We start from the raw sequence: 17,714 nt of genomic DNA on the forward strand, positions 1-17,714 counted from the left end.
CCCCTTACGCCTTCACAGCTGGTTTAACGATCAGGTCGCTACCGGTTGCACCCGGGACAGCACCTTTAACCAGCAGCAGGTTGCGCTCAGCGTCAACACGTACTACGTCCAGGCTCTGAACGGTTACACGTTCGTTACCCAGCTGACCTGCCATTTTCTTGCCTTTGAACACTTTGCCCGGAGTCTGGTTCTGACCGATAGAACCCGGAACGCGGTGAGACAAGGAGTTACCGTGAGTAGCGTCCTGGGTACGGAAGTTCCAGCGCTTAACGGTACCAGCAAAACCTTTACCTTTAGAGGTACCGGTTACGTCAACTTTTTTAACTTCAGCAAACAGTTCAACGCTAATGTCCTGACCTACGGTGAACTCTTCGCCTTCAGCAAGGCGGAATTCCCACAGACCACGGCCAGCTTCTACGCCAGCTTTAGCGAAGTGACCAGCTTCCGGCTTAGTTACACGGTTAGCTTTTTTAGCACCGGTAGTAACCTGGATAGCACGGTAGCCATCGTTAGCCAGGTCTTTAACCTGAGTAACACGGTTTGCTTCAACTTCGATTACGGTTACTGGGATAGAAACGCCATCTTCAGTGAAGATGCGGGTCATACCCACTTTTTTACCGACTAAACCAATCATTGTTTCAACCTCTCAATCGCTCGATGACCTGATTAACCCAGGCTGATCTGCACGTCTACACCGGCAGCCAGATCCAGACGCATCAGAGCATCAACGGTTTTCTCGGTTGGCTCAACGATGTCAACCAGACGCTTGTGAGTGCGAATTTCGTACTGATCACGCGCGTCTTTGTTAACGTGCGGAGAGATCAGAACGGTAAAGCGCTCTTTGCGGGTCGGCAGCGGGATCGGACCACGGACCTGCGCACCAGTGCGCTTGGCAGTCTCGACGATTTCCGCGGTTGATTGATCGATCAGACGATGATCAAACGCTTTCAGGCGGATACGGATTCTTTGGTTCTGCATGAGACCAGAGCTCCAATTATTTTATAGACGAAATAGTTACTCCTCAAACCCATTACGATTGATGGGAGAGTGTAACCGTTCTTACAGAGTTCCCCAATTGGGAACATTGTATGGCAGCTAAAAGACACCGCCATGGTTCATATCGAACCTGCCGTCAGATTGACAGCCCGCGTATTATACGAATTTAAAGCCCAGATGCAAGTCACAGCGCGCGAAAAATGGGCACAATCTGCTTCATCGTGTCACATCCTGCAGCGCATCACGTACACGCTGGCGTAAACGGGTATCAGTGACGTCACCCTTCCCTTCCTGATCATCATCGCGATACTCTGTTGCGGGGATTTCCAGTTGCTGTTCTTCAACGTCATCCGAAGTGTTCTCTTCAGAGACTGAGGGGGCTTGTTCAGGTAGTGGGTTCTTCCGAAAAACATACGTTTGCTCTGACCGCACATAGTCAGGAGGCGGCAGCGTACTGGTCGCTATCGTACTGTTCGATTCAAGACGCTGCTGCCAGTAAAGGCAGGCAAAGTTTCCTACTATATAGAAGAAGACGAGCCACAATCCCCAAAAACAGAAGCTAAGAATACATCTCCCTCTGTTGGCCGGTTGCAATAGCTCTGCAGTACGAGTTGAACAGTGTGCTGAAAAGGAAAGATAAAATCCTATCATGGGTTTTTCCTTTTCAGGTCTTCACCCACCTGTAGACGTGGACTCTCGCCCAGGGCTTGGAAGAGTCGTATCAAGGTCATTTTACCCGCGGCACCATCTGCAGGGATCTTTTGCTGGTTTTGAAAAAGCTTCACCTTCTCGGTGAGCATGGGTTTCCAATTTGTCGCCTGCGTTGTGGGTACATTCAGCGCTCGACTCAGCGCATTATCCAACCAGACAATTTGCTCACTGCCGCTTTTCGCCGTCACTCTGTCATCCCCTTCCGGTGTGGTTTTTCGAATCACGGTATACTGCCCCTGCCACACACGCTCAAACCATGCGCGTCTGACGGACCAAATCTGCTGATTTACCAGGACATCAAGCGTATCTTCACCGACGCGCATCACTACCCCCCACAGATCTTTATCTTCTACCTTAAGGCGCGCCATCCACGGTAGCCCCTGATTGACCATATCAGTGAGTTGTCCGGTCGCGCTTTCACAGCGAAGACTGGCAATTTCGATACGATCGCACCACGCCATTTCAAGTGGTACGTCATAACCCCACGTAGAGATAAGCCCCTGCATGCCGCTGCGCTCACCGGCGGGCCGGTCTGTTATTTTTGCTAACGGGAGATCCATCACCACACTCTTTTTTTCTGCCCACGGCACGGGTAAATGAAGCGGTAAAACGGTTGTCATCATCCAACCAAATGAACCCGCTAGCAGGGCATATCCGATCCCAAGTACGCACACTTTCCAGCGCGAAGGAACCAGTCTAAAAAGCACATTACGAACTTCCTCGGAGGATTCCATATCTTGTATCGAACGACATAAGACGGTGAACAGCCGTAGAGGATTACTGGACCGGGCAAGTATATGCTGCAGCGCAGGCTGCAACGCTCCTGCTTCATCAGATGGAACGATCCCTCCAGGCACATCTACCCAAACTGGACACATTGCGCGTAATCGTCTTTTCCTCAGGGAAAACGGCTGTCCTACCAGCAGCAGGCTAAGCGAACTCTCACCCGTTTCGGCCAACTGATAAAAAGTGTCGACTATGGTGGTGAGGGACTTCAGAAGATGCGCATTGTCGATAACCAGCATCCACGAAATATCGGCTGACGATTTTCTGGTCAGAAACCATGTCCAGATTTGGCTTGCAGAGATCTGCTCGCCGGCGAAAAAACAACAGCTCCCACGACTATCAACCACCAGCAGGTCCTGATCTGGCAACGCGACAATATATAGCACCGCACCGTCGAAACTGGCGCCGACTTGCTTCATGATTTGCGTCTTTCCGCATCCGCGCCTCCCACTCACTACGGCTGCAGTTCCTGGTGCGAGCTGTTGGCACAGATAATGCGTAATAACCTGGAACGGAGACATATTAAATTCTCCGCACTCTTATTTGTGTATAAATCATAAAAAATAAAAATCCTTTATCCTGTCTATATTCATATAAGAAATAAAACAGGCCAATCATTCCATTTTATCGCTTTAAGTAAGACAATATAGTATCGACTGACTTGCTCAATCACAAGACTGATAATATTATGAGCCACATTTGCGGAAGATAAATTAAGAAGAACTACAAAGCAGTGTTAGATAAAATAAATGTTATTTTAAACTTGAATCGAGTAAGAGCGTTATACGTTGCCATAGCCATATTCAGCGTATTTCTGGCTGGGCACTCTATCGTTAAACTAACCCAGTATCTGGCATATGGTCATCGCATTGCGAAAGACACTGTTGTTGATAATATTAATCTGCCGTTACACTACATTTCGATGAATACTATTTCGTCTGCTGATGCCCCAACGCCAGCAGCCGTACAGGAAAGTACGCTACCGAGCCTGACAGTCACGGGTATCACATACAGCAGCCATAGTTCACATTCACGAGCTATTATTAAAAGTCCTGAGGGACAAAAAAGTTATGCTATCAATACCCCTCTGGAAAAACATCCAGATACATTGATAAGCCAAATTCATCCAGATAAAGTCATTTTAAAAATAGGTGTCCGCGAGCAAGTGCTGGAACTGGAACCCCTCTTTACAGAGAGAGAAACAACATCACAGCGCAAACCTGCGGGCCCCCGAAGTACAAATTCACTGGATAAATATATCAAGGCAACAGTTATTTATAGCACTGATAAAAAAATCGTCGGATTACGTCTGAACAATAACATTTCTGGCACAGCATTTCGCAAAACCGGGTTGATACCCGGTGACTTAGCCATAAAAATGAACGACAGAAATTTGCAGGATAGAGAAAACATTGACGCAGCACTCGCAGATATTAGCCTGCTGAATACTGCGAAGTTCACCATTTTACGCGACAAACAACAACAACCGATAAAAATCACCACCCAGGATTTCATCACTAATATGGATGTTAAATAAAAATGCACTCACCAGGGAAATTTTTTTACAGCCTGGCCTTCGCGTCATTGCTCATGCCGTCAGTTGCATTCACCGAACGATACTCGGCAAATTTTAAAGACGCCGACATACGCGAATTTATCGATAATGTCAGCCAGAATATCGGTAAAACAATTCTGGTCGATCCTTCCGTTCAAGGGACCATCTCTGTGCGTAGCTACGATGATTTTGATGAAGCTGGCTATTATCAATTTTTCCTGAGCGTGCTGGATATCTACGGCTATTCGGTAACGACGCTGGATAATGGATTCCTGAAGGTTGTCAGCTCTCAGACCATTAAAAACGCCCCTGGCCTGTCTGGTGACAGCAGTCATCCCGGGAAAGGCGATGAAATCGTTACCCGCATAGTCACGCTACAGTATGTTCCGGCCCGGGAGCTTGCCCCCCTTCTTCGTCAGATGATTGAGGGTAGTTCCGTCGGTAACGTCGTACATTATGAAGCCTCAAATGCATTAATGCTGACCGGTAAGGCCTCGCTGGTTAACCGCCTGCTGGAAGTCGTTCGCAAAGTAGACGTCCTCGGTGAACAGCAGCGCCAGCTAATCCCCTTACATTATGCATCAGCTACCGACCTTGCTGAGGTACTAAGCGACCTAATAGAAGTAGAAACCCGCGATAAACCAACGCAATGGCTAATACCTAAAGTTATCGCGGACAAACGCACCAATACGCTAATTCTGAGCGGTCCAGCCCATGTACGCCAACGAATGGCGGCCCTGATTGCCAATCTGGACAAAGAACAACAAAACCAGGGCAACACCCGCGTTTTTTATCTCAAATATGCCAAAGCCAAAAAGCTGGTTGAAGTGCTTACTGGGGTCTCGGAAAAAATTGAAGGTGAGCAGCAGGCTGCAAATAGCAATACCAGCACAAGCCACAGTAATAGTAGCAGCGCCAATCCAGACACTTCAGGTACCTCCATTACCGCCGATGAGCAAACTAACTCTCTGGTGATCACCGCAGAGCAGAGCGTAATGAATCAACTTGAACAGGTCATTGCCCGCCTTGATATTCGTCGGGCGCAGGTTCTGGTTGAGGCCATCATTGTCGAAGTTCAGGATGGCCGGGGAATGAACCTTGGCGTCCAGTGGATCAACAAAAATGTTGGCATGCAGCAGTTTCAGGGCACCAGCCTGCCTGTGTTCAATGCCGCAGTGGGTGCGCAACAATACAAACAGTCAGGCTCTATCTCTTCAGATAACCCGGTCTATGATGCGCTGAGTAATTTCAACGGTCTGGCCGCGGGCTTCTTCGACGGTAATTGGGGAGTTTTACTCTCTGCTCTCGCGTCAGACAGCAAAAACGACATCCTTTCCACGCCGAGCATTGTGACGCTTGATAATAAAGAAGCCTCATTTAACGTCGGGCAGGATGTTCCGGTCCTGTCCGGGTCGCAAACTACCTCTGGCGATAACGTTTTTAATACCGTCGAGCGTAAAACGGTCGGTACAAAACTGAAGGTTACCCCGCAGGTTAATGAAGGGGATGCCGTACTGATGGAAATTGAGCAGGAAGTTTCCAGTGTGGATAACTCTAGCGGAACCTCTTCAACGCTTGGCCCAACATTCAATACCCGAACGATCCAGAACGCCGTACTGGTGAAAAGTGGCGAAACCGTGGTGCTCGGAGGTTTGATTGATGACGCCACCAAAGAACAAGTTTCCAAAGTTCCACTGCTGGGTGACATTCCTTTCCTTGGCCAGCTGTTTCGCTACACCTCAACGGACAAATCCAAGCGCAATCTGATGGTCTTCATCCGTCCGACCATTATTCGGGACGACGATGTCTATCGCTCATTGTCTGCAGAAAAATACTCTGCGTTCCGCGATCTTCAGAAACAGCGACTGGATAAGAAGACCCCCGGACTTATCAGTGAGGATGATGAACCACGGCTTGATGAGCTCGACTTCAAAGCACCAGCCGTTCCTGCAGATTCGGTCCCTACGGCGCCACGGAATCCCTTCAAAGGATAAGGAGCTGATATGGATAACCCAGTAATGCCACCAATCAGCTGGTCGCAGTCCCAGACATTGGGGATCTGCCTCCATGAGAACGCCATCATCATGCGGGAAGATGCACCTCTGTCGTCAATACTTGAAGCCCTTCGGGTGTCCCCGCGCGCGACACGACTCGAAGCCCTCACCGCAGCGGCTTTTGAGGAGTATCTGGAACAGGTTTTTCAGCAGGCAGGCGAAGAGTCGCAGCAAATTGCCCAGGATATGGATCTCGATGTTGATTTGATGTCCCTTACCGAGGAAATTCCGGAGAACGCAGATTTATTGGCCGATGATGAGAGCGCACCAGTTATCCGACTGATTAACGCCATTCTCAGTGAAGCAGTGAAGGAAGGTGCATCTGATATTCATATTGAGACCTTCGAAACCACATTAAGCATTCGCTTTCGTACCGATGGCGTACTGCGCCAGGTGCTGCAGCCCGGGCGCAAACTTGCCCCCCTGCTGCTCTCTCGCATCAAGGTCATGGCAAAACTGGATATCGCGGAAAAACGGCTGCCACAAGACGGACGGATCACGCTGAGGCTCGGGCGCCGCAACATCGACGTTCGCGTCTCGACGCTGCCATCAAGGTATGGAGAAAGGGCGGTGCTTCGACTGTTGGATAAAAGCAATCTGACACTATCGATAGACAGGTTAGGACTCTCTGAAGAGGATTCCGGACGGCTCGAGAAACTCATCCATCAGCCACACGGCATTATTCTGGTAACCGGGCCGACAGGTTCAGGAAAGAGCACCACGCTCTATGCCATCCTTTCGGCACTCAACGCGCCCGGGCGCAATATCCTTACCGTGGAAGATCCTGTTGAATATGAACTGGAGGGTATCGGCCAGACGCAGGTGAACCCACGCGTTGATATGTCCTTTGCCCGTGGCCTGCGGGCAATTCTACGTCAGGATCCCGATGTGGTGATGGTGGGAGAAATCCGTGATAACGAAACGGCACAAATTGCGGTCCAGGCCTCACTGACTGGCCATCTCGTACTCTCGACATTGCACACCAATAGCGCTGCCGGCGCTATTACCCGTCTGAGAGATATGGGGATTGAACCTTTTCTGCTTTCCTCATCGCTCATCGGCGTGCTGGCACAGCGCCTGGTGCGCCGTCTTTGTCCGCACTGCCGACAAGTGACACCGCTTGCGGCACATGAGGCAAATATCTTCCACGATTTCAGCCCGTATCCTGATTCGTTATGGACAGCTCAAGGCTGCCAGGCCTGCCATCAATCCGGCTATCAGGGACGACTGGCTATCCACGAACTAATGCTGATAGACCGCCCGCTCCGGATAGCTATCCATGACAATGCCAGTGAACAGGATATTAGCCTCGCTTTCCGCCAAAACAGTAAGACGTTATTACAGAATGGCTTACAGCATGTTGTCAACGGTGACACATCCCTGGAAGAAGTGATTCGCGTAACCGCTCAACATGATGGGGAACAGGAGCGTGCTCAATGAACTTTCAATGGCAGGCTCTGGATAGTTCAGGCAAACGCCAGCACGGTGTTGTCGAGGCCGAAAGTGCGCGCCATGCTCGAGACCAGCTGCGCAAAAGCGGGTTATTTCCTCAGAATATTGTCGAGAAAAAACGCCGCAAAGCCCTGTCATTTCGCCGACAAACTTCTGTCGGTAGCGCCGATCTGGCCCTGCTGACCCGGCAACTTGCCACGCTTATCGCTGCCGCATTGCCCCTCGAAGAAGTCCTCATGGTCATCGCCCGTCAGACTCAGCACTCCGGGTTGCGGCACATTCTTGAGCAAATACGCGAGAAAATCATCTCAGGCTATTCACTGGCTGACGCACTCCAGACCTGGCCACGGATTTTCGACCCGGTTTACCGCACGCTCGTCAAAGCGGGAGAAAAATCAGGCCAGCTGGGTCTGGTACTGGAAAAGCTGGCTGATTACAACGAGATCCGTCAGCGAATACGCGCCAAATTCACCCAGGCGTTGATTTACCCGGTCATGCTCAGCACGGTCGCCATTGGCGTCGTCATTATTCTCTTGACCACCGTGGTGCCTAAGGTCACTGAGCAATTTATTCATATGAAGCAACAGCTTCCGACCACAACGCGTATTCTGCTCGCTATCAGCAACGGTTTGCAAAGCTGGGGCCCCTGGTTTTTAGCATGCGCAATGCTGTCCGCAATCGCTTTCAGATACTGGCTTAAACGCCCAGGTAATCGCCATCGTTTTCACCGGCAGTTGCTGCAACGCCGAATGACGCGGGAACTGCTGCGCGCCATCAACGGCGCCCGCTATCTGCGCACGCTTAGCATCCTGCAATGCAGCGGCGTTCCACTACTGGATGCTATGCATATTGCACTTGAAGGGATCAGCAATCTCGAAGTGCGTCATCGCCTGAGCCTGGCCGCAGAGCAAGTTACCCAGGGCAGCAGTTTTCATGCAGCGCTGGAAAACTGTGATTTATTGCCCCCGGTCATGCTGTACATGATTGCTACCGGCGAAAAAAGCGGGCAGCTGAGCGAACTCATGACCCGGGCGGCAGATAATCAGGACAACTTGCTACAACACCGCATGTCTCTGGCCCTGGCGCTCTTCGAACCCGCTCTCATTATCACCATGGCAGGCATCGTGCTGTTTATCGTTGCTGCCGTCCTGCAACCCATTCTTCAGCTCAATTCATTGGTCAGTTAAGGAAAACATTATGCATACGACAAAAAATCTTCAGCGTGGCTTCACTCTGCTCGAACTCATGGTGGTCATTGTCATTCTCGGCGTTCTCGCGAGCCTCGTGGTCCCCAATCTGATGGGCAACAAAGCGCGAGCCGATAAGCAAAAAGCGATCAGTGACATTGTGGCGCTCGAAGGTGCCATGGATATGTACAAGCTGGACAACCATCGCTATCCCACGACCGAGCAGGGGCTTTCTGCGCTCGTCACGGCGCCAACCAGCAGCCCGGTCCCGACGAATTACAATCCCGAAGGTTACATCAAGCGCCTTCCAGCCGATCCCTGGGGGAATGAATATGTCCTGGTCAGCCCGGGCGAACATGGTACCTACGATCTGATTGCTTGCGGCGAGGATGGCGAAGCCGGTACCGCCGACGACATCAATAACTGGGAGCTGGATAAGAAGAAGTAAGCCATGCCGCAAATGAAAGGGTTTACCCTGCTTGAAGTGTTACTGGCGCTGGCTATTTTCGCGGTGTCAGCCTTGACGCTCGCAAACAGCCTCGGCGTTACCATCAGTAGCACGGCACGCATGCAGCAACAACAGCTGGCGCTGTGGGTTGCTGACAACCAGCTTGTCGACCTGCAGCTCATGCCATCCAGTATCCCCCGTGAAGGTGATTCTGAAATGGGTGGCCTGAGCTGGCACTGGCAGCTCGACCGCGATAGCAACGATGACATGATCGCACAGCAGCTTCGGATTGGCGCCAACGGCAGGCTGTCCTACGGGCTATGGAGCTATGCCCTACCCGAAGAGAGCGTTTCGCGTGAGAAAAAGTAACCGACAGGACGGTTTCACCCTGATTGAGCTGATGGTCGCCATCGCTATTTTTACGCTGCTTGGCCTTGCCAGCGCAATGGTGCTTTCTGGCGTCCTTCGTGCTCACGAGCGAACCGGAGAAGCCGACCAGCAGCTCCGACTGCTGGGGCTCGCCATGACTCAACTGTCTGATGACATTGATAACTTTGTGCCCCGCCAGTCGCGTGTTACCGGGGCGATTCTCTCTTTAAATAACAATACATTTATGCTGACCACACGTCTGGCCGGTGATGCCGTTAGCGATTGTTGTGCCCCCGACCTGCGGCGAGTTCGCTGGTTCCTCAACGGCGATACGCTCTACCGCGCTACCGCTATCTATCCGGATAACCCTAAAGAGCAACGGCCAGAAGCGGTGCTCCACAATATCCGCACTATGCAGATGCGCTATTTTCAGAAACGATGGCAGCAGCCACCCAGCAACGAAACGCTTATCTACAACGCTCAGTCGTCTCAACTGCCTACAGGGCTTGAGATGACCTTCACACTGAATGATGACACGTCGCTGACTCGCCGCTTTTTACTGACCAGCACCAGGCCTGGCACTGGGAACACTACTGACGAGGCAACAGAGAACACCACTGACACAACAAAAAATGCCGTAAAAACGGAAGGGACCGCGCCATGAAGCAGCGGGGAATGGCGTTGCTGGTTGTCCTACTGCTTTTGGGGCTGATGGCGGGGCTTGCCGCAGATATGGCTACCCGTTTTCACACCTCACTACGCAGGACCGGACAAATTGAAACTGCCCTGCAACAGCGGTGGGATTTTCGCATCGCGGAAGATCAGGCATTGCGCATCTTGCTGCAGGATCTAAAAAACAATCCGCAGTTGAATAGTCGCGACCAATTATGGGCGCAACCCCATACGCTCGCTTTAAAAGATGGCGCTACCGTTATCTGGCAGCTCCATAGCGCACAAGACTGCTTTAATTTGAATGCATTAGCACATTCGCCATTGCAGCCTCTGGAAGAACCGCCTTATAGCGTCGCCGTATTTCTGGCGCTACTGGAGCAATCTGGCGTTAGTGCTCTGGATGCGAATGCGCTGACCGCCGCTATTGCTGATTACATCGACAGCGATAATAACGTTCGCCGCGATGGTGCTGAAGACGACAGCTACAGCGATAAGCCCTTGCGTTACGTCGCGAACCAACCTTTTTTTGATGTCAGTGAACTGCGCGCCATAAAGGGAATGACGCCCCGTTTATACCAGACACTCTCCCCCTGGCTCTGTGCGCTGGGCAGCAGCACTCTGCAGATTCACGTCAACACGCTCTCCGCCGATCAAACGCCGCTGCTGGCTGCTCTGTTTCTCAATAAACAGAACACCGGCAACGTTCGAAGCCTGCTGTCACAGACGCCAGAGAATGGATGGATTTCACCAAAGCAATTACTGAACGCCGCCGCACAAGCCTGGCCTGCCGACAAAGACATTCTGAGCAAAAGTGCGACCGGGCTCAGCGCCACCAGTGATTTTTATACCCTGACGCTTCGCCTGCAGCATGAGGGACGCACAACACTGCAACGTAGCAGTATTTATTACCAACGGAAGGACAGTCAGTTGAGCGTTTACGCCCGAACGGCAGCGCCTGACTCTCATTAATTACAAGGAATCCAGATGAAGAATATCCCTTATCTGATAATTCGTCCGCCATCAGAAGATTCACCCTACACCGAGTGGCTAGACAACGGACAGGTTGAGCGCTCAGACGTGCAGGATATTCTCCTGCAATTGTCAGGACTGGCTGGCGCGCGGAATGTCTCACTTCTGCTACCTGCAAGTTGGTTAACCTGCTGCTGCTTCCCGCTTCCGCAACCAGGGCTTATACCCACACAGCAGGCGATTGCCTGGCAGGTAGAAGACAAGCTAGTCAGCAACAGCGAAACACTGCACTGGACGGTCGCCGGAGAGCAAGATGGCCTGTGTTACGTGCTGGGTATAGAGCGCCAAAAACTGGCGTTACTGGTTGATGGTTACCGCCAGCACGGGCTCACCATTACCGCCATCATTCCCGATGGCTGCTATCTCCCGATACAAGAGAATGGGTGGTCTGCGCTACGGCTGGAGAATGGCTGGCTGGTACGACATAGCGAATTCGGCTGGAGCTACCTGAATACCACGCTTTTGTTCCAGCTTGCAGAACGCTTTACCCCCGGCATACCGCCCCTTTGCTACGGGGATAGTGCTGAAGAGATCCCGGCCAAAATGCTCCCGGGCGAATCGCCACTCCTGTGGTACGCCCGAAAATTTAGCGCACCACCTTTAAACCTGCTGCACGGCGAGTTTCGTCCCAATCCTCCTGCTCATCCGGTATTGCCACTCTGGCGTAAAGGTATCGTTGGTTTTGCGACGGCGGCAGTTCTGGCCTACTTCTGTATTCAGATGGGCACTATCTGGCACCTGCACCAACGGCAAAAAGCAGAACGTCTTGCGCTCCAGGAACGCTGGCAGCAGTACTTTCCAGGCGATAAGCGTCAGGGTAACTATCGCTTCTTCTTTCGACAGAAGGTGACAACACCGGCACCGGACCCCCTCACGCGCCTGCGCCAGGTGGAAAAAAGTCTTCAGCCAGCGTCCGGGATTGCGCTTGCGCATTTTTCGGCCACGAAAGAGACGGGAGAACTGAAAATCATCGTCCAGACGTCAGATTTCTCCGTGCTGGAGCAGTTTGTCGACCAGAGCAAAGCCACGCTGAACCTGACTCTCCCGCAACCATCAAACGATGGTGTCTACACGTTGAGAAGCGGAGGCACCCGGTGAAGGCATGGTGGCAAAGTAAATCCTTGTCTGAGCAACGATGGCTGATAGTGCTGATGCTCTTTCTCGGGCTGACCATAACGGTATATGGCGTGGTGATGCCGCTGAACAATACGATTACCGCTCAGCGGCTGGATCTCAAAAAGATTCAAAACGAAAGCGCCTGGCTGGAGGAACAGACACTGGCTGCCGGGATAGTTGCCTCTAAGCGCACTGGGCAACCTCTGGATACCCTGGTTCAGACTTCAGCAAAAGCTGCCGGGCTGAGCATCGAACTGAAACAGGAAGGTAACCATAGCGTGGTGATTTCCGGCAACGATATTGCACTTCCAGCGCTGGTACAGTGGCTCGAACAACTCCGCGCAAGCCAGGGGATTTATCCGCTTGAGATGGCGTTCGATGCCAGCAAGAAAGGAACACCTTTCATTGTGCTGCAGGCTCTACGACTCACGAAGGCGGGTAGCTAATGATAACGATGCTATGGCCTGTCAGCATGGGGCTACTTGGTCTTTTGTTGGGCAGTCTGATGAACGTGGTGGTGCATCGACTCCCCATCATGATTGAGAAACCTGAGGCCGGGCTCTCGCTCTGGTGGCCGGGCTCGCACTGCCCTCATTGTCACACGCCGTTGCGCTGGCGGGAGAATATTCCGCTAGTAAGCTGGCTGTGGCTGCAAGGGCGCTGCCGTTATTGCCAGCAGCCGGTTAGCTGGCGCTATCCTGCTATCGAAACGGGCGTAATGACCGGCTTCCTTGCTATCGCCTTTTTGTTCCCACCAGAAATACAGACTATCGGGGTGGCAACGTTTTTCTGGTTTGCCTGCGCGATGAGCCTTATCGACCTGCGTACTTTTCTGTTGCCGGATAAGCTAACTCTGCCGCTACTGTGGCTGGGACTGTTGTTTCACAGCGGGTATTCACCATGGATGCTGAGCGATGCCGTCTACGGCGCCGCTGCCGGGTATCTTATTTTATGGTCGATAAATAAAATCTGCCTGCTGTGGCTAAAGCGCGATGGGCTGGGATATGGGGATTTTAAACTTCTGGCGGCCTGCGGTGCCTGGACGGGCTGGCAAAGTTTACCGCTCATACTCACCGTAGCCTCGACTATCGGGCTATTGTCAGCGGTGTTTTTCACCCGCAAAGGGGGTTTTAAGGGCAAAAACATACCTTTCGGTCCGCCGTTGGCGTTAGCCGGTTTTGTCGTACTGCTCTGGTTCAACTACGTGTAAGAATAAGGCAGAGCGAAACTCTGCCTTAAATCTCACTCTTCTTCACGGATCTGGGCCTGAAGATAGTTCTGAATACCCAGTTTCTGAATCAAATCCAGTTCGGTCTCCAGCCAGTCGATATGCCCTTCTTCATCCGCAAGAATGGTAATCATCATGTCACGGCTGACATAGTCATGGACGCTGTCGGCATAGGCAATGGCTTCACGGAGATTTTTCGCGCCATCAAGCTCAAGCGCAAGGTCGGATTTCAGCATCTCTTCCACATCTTCACCGATGTTGAGTTTGCCAAGATCCTGCAGGTTAGGAATGCCCTCGAGGAAAAGAATACGCTCAATGTACTTATCGGCGTGCTTCATTTCGTCGATGGATTCGTGGTACTCAATATCGTTGAGGCGCTTCAGGCCCCAGTTTTTGAACATCCGGGCATGCAAAAAGTACTGGTTGATTGCGACAAGCTCATTTCCCAACAATTTGTTGAGATAATTTATTATCTTAGTATCACCTTTCATTATGACTTCCTCCGCTTCCACTACCTAAAAGCGTAGATGGCGGACGGAGTATGTAAAGCCACCTTCAGGCGATTTCTTTAAATTCCGGGATCTGAAGCAGTTCATCTTCCATCAACTCACGCACAGCACGGACGCACTTACCGCACTGATTGCCGATGGGCATAAACTTACGCAGCTGTTGAAAGGATTGAGGATGGTACTGGCGCACCGCCTGACGAATTTTTTTATCACTGATACCGTTACAAAGACAGACGTACATAGCCACTCCTGCTCAAACTCTGTACACAGCATAGATGAGAATGATTTTGATTTCAATCAAAACCGTACTTACAAAAAAGGCCCCTTCTGGTCAGGAAGAGGCCTGGGGTTACAACTACCGGTTAGAGTTTAATAAACATAATGGAGAGCACTTTATTAGCAAAGCCAAGAGTCGCTAGGTCTAAACAGGAATCAGTATCGGCAATCACAATAGAATTACCGGTATGCCATGTCTGATCATAAATCCGCGCTGCATAACCCTTAGCAACCTTAATGGATTTAATGTTAGTTACGCCAGTATCTTCAAGCACAACATTATTAATAGATACCGCATGCTCGCTACCCGAGAAGTTAGTGCCACTATAAAGAAATGCTTTAACTTCACGAATAGACGAAGCGTTATTATTAAATGTACTGTTATATGTTGTCAGGTCACCTTTGACAACTGTCGAACTACCAGTGAAATTATCACCAGTATAAACTTCATAGCCCAGGCAATCCTTCGCTTGGGTTGCTGAGGAAATCATATCATTCGCAGAAACGCCTCCGCTATTGACAACACCTGTAAAGGTAGGCACGTCGCTATACAAATCAAACGTATTACCAGAGTAATTGCTTCCATCAAAGAAAGTGGCTTTAGGTGCGACTTTCATATTAATAAATCTTGCTGAGTAAACACGTTTATCAAACCCGATTGTGCTTAAGTTTGTCGGGAATGGGCTGCCCATCACATCACGATAAGCACCGGTGTAATGTATTCCTTCATACAGCCGTACGCAGTACCCCGGCAGAAGTTTAATTGAGGAAATATGATCACCGTGGCTTTCCGTAAGATCAGGGCTGTCCTCGAGGAAAGCAACCACTTCACCTTTTGTGGCATCCTCGCCGGCATAACCAATCATCTTGATAATTTTGAATGATGAACACTTATCATTATAGAGGTTACCAAACTTGGCTAAATCTCCGTTGACACGTGTTGCGGTACTGTTTTCCACACCGAAATTGTAGTAATTATCGGTAAAGATAAAATACCCCAAAGAATCAACATCATTCTTAGATGAGGAGATAGTATTATCCGCTGAATGACCATCATCAGTATACACATCCTTCAAATCTGGAATATTGTCGGATACGCTGATTTTTGCTCCGGCGTAGTTATTCCCCGTAAAGAAGTGAATTTGTGGTGTATCGAAATTGGTAATAGATGAATTTTTAAGAGTACCAACGATGGTGCCCAGCTCGAAATCACCGGTATCACCACTGATATCCCAAATGATAGCGCCGCCAAAACCCTGATCGTTGATGTAATTCACCTTAGTTTGAATAGACTCGGCATCATCGTAGGTCAGAAACTCTTTCGTCTTCGCATTGTAGAGATAAGGGACTTTGGACTCATCGTCCCAGTAACGCGTATAGTCAGCGCTTGCCAGCTTCTGCTTCAGAACATAGAACGGGTTGGTACCAGTGTAATCCCCCTCGTCGTCCCACGCACCGTGAACAGTTGCAGAACCTGCACAGAACAGCCCAGGCAAGCCTTTCACAACCTGCGTTGCAGCAACATTGCCCCAGCCACGGCCATAGAATGGCACGCCCATCATCAGCTTGTACTTCGGCACACCCCAGGTCACGCAATACGCCTGCATGGCAGAAGAAACGTTCAGCAGCTGATCGGCATCTTCGCTATTGGCAAACAGCGGGGCGTTATGACCGGTAATCGCGTCAAATGCGCCGTGAATATCGTAAGCCATGACGTTGACGCTATCCAGTAGCGGCGCAGTTACCGCCGGGTTGATGAACTGGATATTGTTATGGTTAGTCGTTACCGCGGCAGAAAGTTGATAATATTTATCATCCAACAGGCCTGCAGCATCAAGCTTACTACGCAGTTTCTGGATGAGGGTAGTGAAGTTTGCTTTTTCGGTATTATTGTCCGGATATTCCCAGTCAACATCGAGACCATCAAAGTCCCACTGACGCACGAAAGCAACCATACTTTCCGCGAGCGTTTCAATACCAGCGGCTGTGGCCGTCGCGGCTTCAAAAACACCTTCCGCAGAATTGGTCCAGCCACCAACGGAGACCATGCTCGTTACGCCATGAGCTTTGGTCATTTTGGCCAATTGACGCAGCAGCCCAGGGCCCTTGACGGTATCATGAATAATGACCTGCCCCTCTTCTACTACCGCAAAACCATAGTTCAGGTGAGTCAGTTTGCTAAAATCAATTTTATCCGGGGTAAAGTAATCATGCGCTTCATAAACGCCCCACTCCGGGAAATAGCCAATGACTTTACGTTGTTTGGCTGCGTCTTGTTTTCCCTTCGTCTGGATTTGTGTAGCTTTATCGCCAGTAAATGGTGAGAACTGGAATGTACCATAGCGTTCATAACTAATTGCATCGCCTTTAAGCCAGACAGAATCGGAACCCGGACTAATCCCTTGATCTACCCACCATTGTGCCGTCCAGTAATATCCCTGGTCACGCACAACATCGCCTCCGCTGTATGTTTTATTGAGATCGTAGTCTTCAGAATTAAGTGCCAACTCCTGTAATTTAGCGACCATGACCAGCGGACTGCCTGGGAAATAATTACGATAATACTCGTTATATGCTTCCCAGAAATGGCCACCATCACGGGAGATCATCATGGAATTATTAAGACCCAACAGGGTGTTGGTATCGTCGTTCATAGTAACTGTAACGGTCGCCGCTACAGCACCTAAAGATGGTTTTGATTCATTAGTGTTCATAGTAACTCCTGAGAATGTGCACGATTGCACGTCGGACATTTATTAACGTTGAAACCGTGGCAAACAATATTCCTCAGGGCATGACAGGACAATTAATTAAAAATAAGTAAGAAGTTAAGCTAAATTTAAGAGATGCTGTTTTTTATGCATTGTGATATATATTTATTAATATTGATTTTCAAATACCACCAATAAGATGGTTTTTTTATGTTAACGATATAGCGATAAATTAATATCTAATTTGAATATAATAAATTATGAGAACGGAATGTATTAAAACCCGACATAACTAATAAATATTCTCAATATTGCAGATTTTTTCAGATACGGTTAACTGGCAGACCGAACCTGGAGGGGTTTTCTATAGATAAAAAAAACCCTGATGTTTCCATCAGGGTTTTTCGTACTAAAGCGCTTTAAAATAAAGCGTGGGGATTAGCCCAGAACTTTAGCAACAACGCCCGCACCAACAGTACGGCCGCCTTCACGGATTGCGAAACGCAGACCGTCGTCCATTGCGATCGGGTGGATCAGGGTAACAACCATTTTGATGTTGTCGCCCGGCATTACCATCTCTACGCCTTCCGGCAGTTCGATGGTACCAGTCACGTC

19 protein-coding genes are annotated in these 17,714 nt (G+C 50.2%); 11 read left to right on the top strand and 8 right to left on the bottom strand.

The window, feature by feature from the left end:
* Positions 1 to 4 precede the first annotated feature (4 nt).
* The 4 genes from rplC to C7387_RS22615 form a co-directional block, all read right to left on the bottom strand.
* The gene (gene rplC / locus C7387_RS22600; protein WP_006817279.1) at positions 5 to 634 is read right to left on the bottom strand and encodes a 50S ribosomal protein L3; all 630 of its coding nucleotides are present in this window, start codon (positions 632 to 634) and stop codon (positions 5 to 7) included.
* Between the two features lie 32 nt (positions 635 to 666).
* A complete protein-coding gene (gene rpsJ, locus C7387_RS22605) occupies positions 667 to 978 on the bottom strand; it encodes a 30S ribosomal protein S10 (RefSeq protein WP_001181005.1) in 312 nt (103 codons plus the stop codon).
* Positions 979 to 1,212: 234 nt separating this feature from the next.
* A complete protein-coding gene (locus C7387_RS22610) occupies positions 1,213 to 1,647 on the bottom strand; it encodes a hypothetical protein (protein ID WP_120817531.1) in 435 nt (144 codons plus the stop codon).
* Entirely contained in the window at positions 1,644 to 3,014 is a 1,371-nt protein-coding gene (locus C7387_RS22615) for an AAA family ATPase (RefSeq protein ID WP_120817532.1), read from the bottom strand. The genes C7387_RS22610 and C7387_RS22615 overlap by 4 nt, the downstream gene beginning before the upstream one ends.
* Before the next feature lie 212 nt (positions 3,015 to 3,226).
* Here C7387_RS22615 and C7387_RS22620 point away from each other — a divergent pair, with 212 nt between their 5' ends.
* From C7387_RS22620 to C7387_RS23285, 11 genes are read left to right on the top strand one after another with little or no spacing between them, the layout of a single operon-like run.
* Positions 3,227 to 4,030 carry a type II secretion system protein N gene (locus C7387_RS22620; protein WP_120817533.1) on the top strand — a complete coding sequence of 268 codons (804 nt, stop codon included), beginning with the start codon at positions 3,227 to 3,229 and terminating at the stop codon, positions 4,028 to 4,030.
* Positions 4,031 to 4,032: 2 nt separating this feature from the next.
* Entirely contained in the window at positions 4,033 to 6,042 is a 2,010-nt protein-coding gene (gspD, locus tag C7387_RS22625; RefSeq protein ID WP_006817283.1) for a type II secretion system secretin GspD, read from the top strand.
* Between the two features lie 9 nt (positions 6,043 to 6,051).
* A complete protein-coding gene (gspE, locus tag C7387_RS22630) occupies positions 6,052 to 7,542 on the top strand; it encodes a type II secretion system ATPase GspE (RefSeq protein ID WP_120817534.1) in 1,491 nt (496 codons plus the stop codon).
* Complete coding sequence (gene gspF / locus C7387_RS22635) at positions 7,539 to 8,741, top strand: type II secretion system inner membrane protein GspF (RefSeq protein WP_120817535.1); 1,203 nt, start codon at positions 7,539 to 7,541, stop codon at positions 8,739 to 8,741. The genes gspE and gspF overlap by 4 nt, the downstream gene beginning before the upstream one ends.
* Before the next feature lie 10 nt (positions 8,742 to 8,751).
* Entirely contained in the window at positions 8,752 to 9,189 is a 438-nt protein-coding gene (gene gspG / locus C7387_RS22640) for a type II secretion system major pseudopilin GspG (protein WP_038253972.1), read from the top strand.
* Positions 9,190 to 9,192: 3 nt separating this feature from the next.
* The gene (gene gspI, locus C7387_RS22645; protein ID WP_120817536.1) at positions 9,193 to 9,558 is read left to right on the top strand and encodes a type II secretion system minor pseudopilin GspI; all 366 of its coding nucleotides are present in this window, start codon (positions 9,193 to 9,195) and stop codon (positions 9,556 to 9,558) included.
* A complete protein-coding gene (gene gspJ, locus C7387_RS22650; protein ID WP_158592529.1) occupies positions 9,545 to 10,222 on the top strand; it encodes a type II secretion system minor pseudopilin GspJ in 678 nt (225 codons plus the stop codon). Before gspI ends, gspJ begins: the two co-directional genes overlap by 14 nt.
* Positions 10,219 to 11,199, top strand: coding sequence for a type II secretion system minor pseudopilin GspK (gene gspK, locus C7387_RS22655; protein WP_120817538.1), 981 nt, complete (start codon positions 10,219 to 10,221; stop codon positions 11,197 to 11,199). Before gspJ ends, gspK begins: the two co-directional genes overlap by 4 nt.
* A gap of 15 nt (positions 11,200 to 11,214) precedes the next feature.
* The gene (gene gspL, locus C7387_RS22660; RefSeq protein WP_120817539.1) at positions 11,215 to 12,357 is read left to right on the top strand and encodes a type II secretion system protein GspL; all 1,143 of its coding nucleotides are present in this window, start codon (positions 11,215 to 11,217) and stop codon (positions 12,355 to 12,357) included.
* Positions 12,354 to 12,821: a type II secretion system protein GspM gene (gene gspM, locus C7387_RS22665; protein WP_158592530.1), complete on the top strand. Its 468-nt coding sequence runs from the start codon at positions 12,354 to 12,356 to the stop codon at positions 12,819 to 12,821. The genes gspL and gspM overlap by 4 nt, the downstream gene beginning before the upstream one ends.
* Complete coding sequence (locus tag C7387_RS23285; RefSeq protein ID WP_120817541.1) at positions 12,821 to 13,585, top strand: prepilin peptidase; 765 nt, start codon at positions 12,821 to 12,823, stop codon at positions 13,583 to 13,585. The genes gspM and C7387_RS23285 overlap by 1 nt, the downstream gene beginning before the upstream one ends.
* Positions 13,586 to 13,617: 32 nt before the next feature.
* Here the strand turns inward: C7387_RS23285 and bfr are convergent, their stop codons facing one another.
* From bfr to C7387_RS22690, 4 genes are all read right to left on the bottom strand, one after another.
* Positions 13,618 to 14,094 (bottom strand): bacterioferritin, encoded by a 477-nt coding sequence (gene bfr, locus C7387_RS22675; RefSeq protein ID WP_038253958.1) that lies wholly within the window; start codon positions 14,092 to 14,094, stop codon positions 13,618 to 13,620.
* A 64-nt stretch (positions 14,095 to 14,158) separates the two neighbouring features.
* Positions 14,159 to 14,353 (bottom strand): bacterioferritin-associated ferredoxin, encoded by a 195-nt coding sequence (gene bfd / locus C7387_RS22680; protein WP_006817294.1) that lies wholly within the window; start codon positions 14,351 to 14,353, stop codon positions 14,159 to 14,161.
* 121 nt (positions 14,354 to 14,474) lie between these two features.
* Positions 14,475 to 17,102, bottom strand: a complete 2,628-nt coding sequence (locus C7387_RS22685) for a glycosyl hydrolase family 18 protein (RefSeq protein ID WP_244922398.1) — start codon at positions 17,100 to 17,102, stop codon at positions 14,475 to 14,477.
* 435 nt (positions 17,103 to 17,537) lie between these two features.
* A partial coding sequence (locus C7387_RS22690) for an EF-Tu C-terminal domain-related protein (protein ID WP_072106202.1) occupies positions 17,538 to 17,714 on the bottom strand: 177 nt, incomplete at its 5' end.

Source organism: Yokenella regensburgei, assembly GCF_003634235.1.
Classification (GTDB): domain Bacteria; phylum Pseudomonadota; class Gammaproteobacteria; order Enterobacterales; family Enterobacteriaceae; genus Yokenella; species Yokenella regensburgei.

Bases quoted from the DNA above. Each gene is read 5' to 3' on its own strand.
- rplC (WP_006817279.1), bottom strand. From the start codon at position 634: ATGATTGGTTTAGTCGGTAAAAAAGTGGGTATGACCCGCATCTTCACT.
- rpsJ (WP_001181005.1), bottom strand. From the start codon at position 978: ATGCAGAACCAAAGAATCCGTATCCGCCTGAAAGCGTTTGATCATCGT.
- C7387_RS22610 (WP_120817531.1), bottom strand. From the start codon at position 1,647: ATGATAGGATTTTATCTTTCCTTTTCAGCACACTGTTCAACTCGTACT.
- C7387_RS22615 (WP_120817532.1), bottom strand. From the start codon at position 3,014: ATGTCTCCGTTCCAGGTTATTACGCATTATCTGTGCCAACAGCTCGCA.
- gspD (WP_006817283.1), top strand. From the start codon at position 4,033: ATGCACTCACCAGGGAAATTTTTTTACAGCCTGGCCTTCGCGTCATTG.
- gspE (WP_120817534.1), top strand. From the start codon at position 6,052: ATGGATAACCCAGTAATGCCACCAATCAGCTGGTCGCAGTCCCAGACA.
- gspF (WP_120817535.1), top strand. From the start codon at position 7,539: ATGAACTTTCAATGGCAGGCTCTGGATAGTTCAGGCAAACGCCAGCAC.
- gspG (WP_038253972.1), top strand. From the start codon at position 8,752: ATGCATACGACAAAAAATCTTCAGCGTGGCTTCACTCTGCTCGAACTC.
- gspI (WP_120817536.1), top strand. From the start codon at position 9,193: ATGCCGCAAATGAAAGGGTTTACCCTGCTTGAAGTGTTACTGGCGCTG.
- gspK (WP_120817538.1), top strand. From the start codon at position 10,219: ATGAAGCAGCGGGGAATGGCGTTGCTGGTTGTCCTACTGCTTTTGGGG.
- gspL (WP_120817539.1), top strand. From the start codon at position 11,215: ATGAAGAATATCCCTTATCTGATAATTCGTCCGCCATCAGAAGATTCA.
- C7387_RS23285 (WP_120817541.1), top strand. From the start codon at position 12,821: ATGATAACGATGCTATGGCCTGTCAGCATGGGGCTACTTGGTCTTTTG.
- bfr (WP_038253958.1), bottom strand. From the start codon at position 14,094: ATGAAAGGTGATACTAAGATAATAAATTATCTCAACAAATTGTTGGGA.
- bfd (WP_006817294.1), bottom strand. From the start codon at position 14,353: ATGTACGTCTGTCTTTGTAACGGTATCAGTGATAAAAAAATTCGTCAG.
- C7387_RS22685 (WP_244922398.1), bottom strand. From the start codon at position 17,102: ATGAACACTAATGAATCAAAACCATCTTTAGGTGCTGTAGCGGCGACC.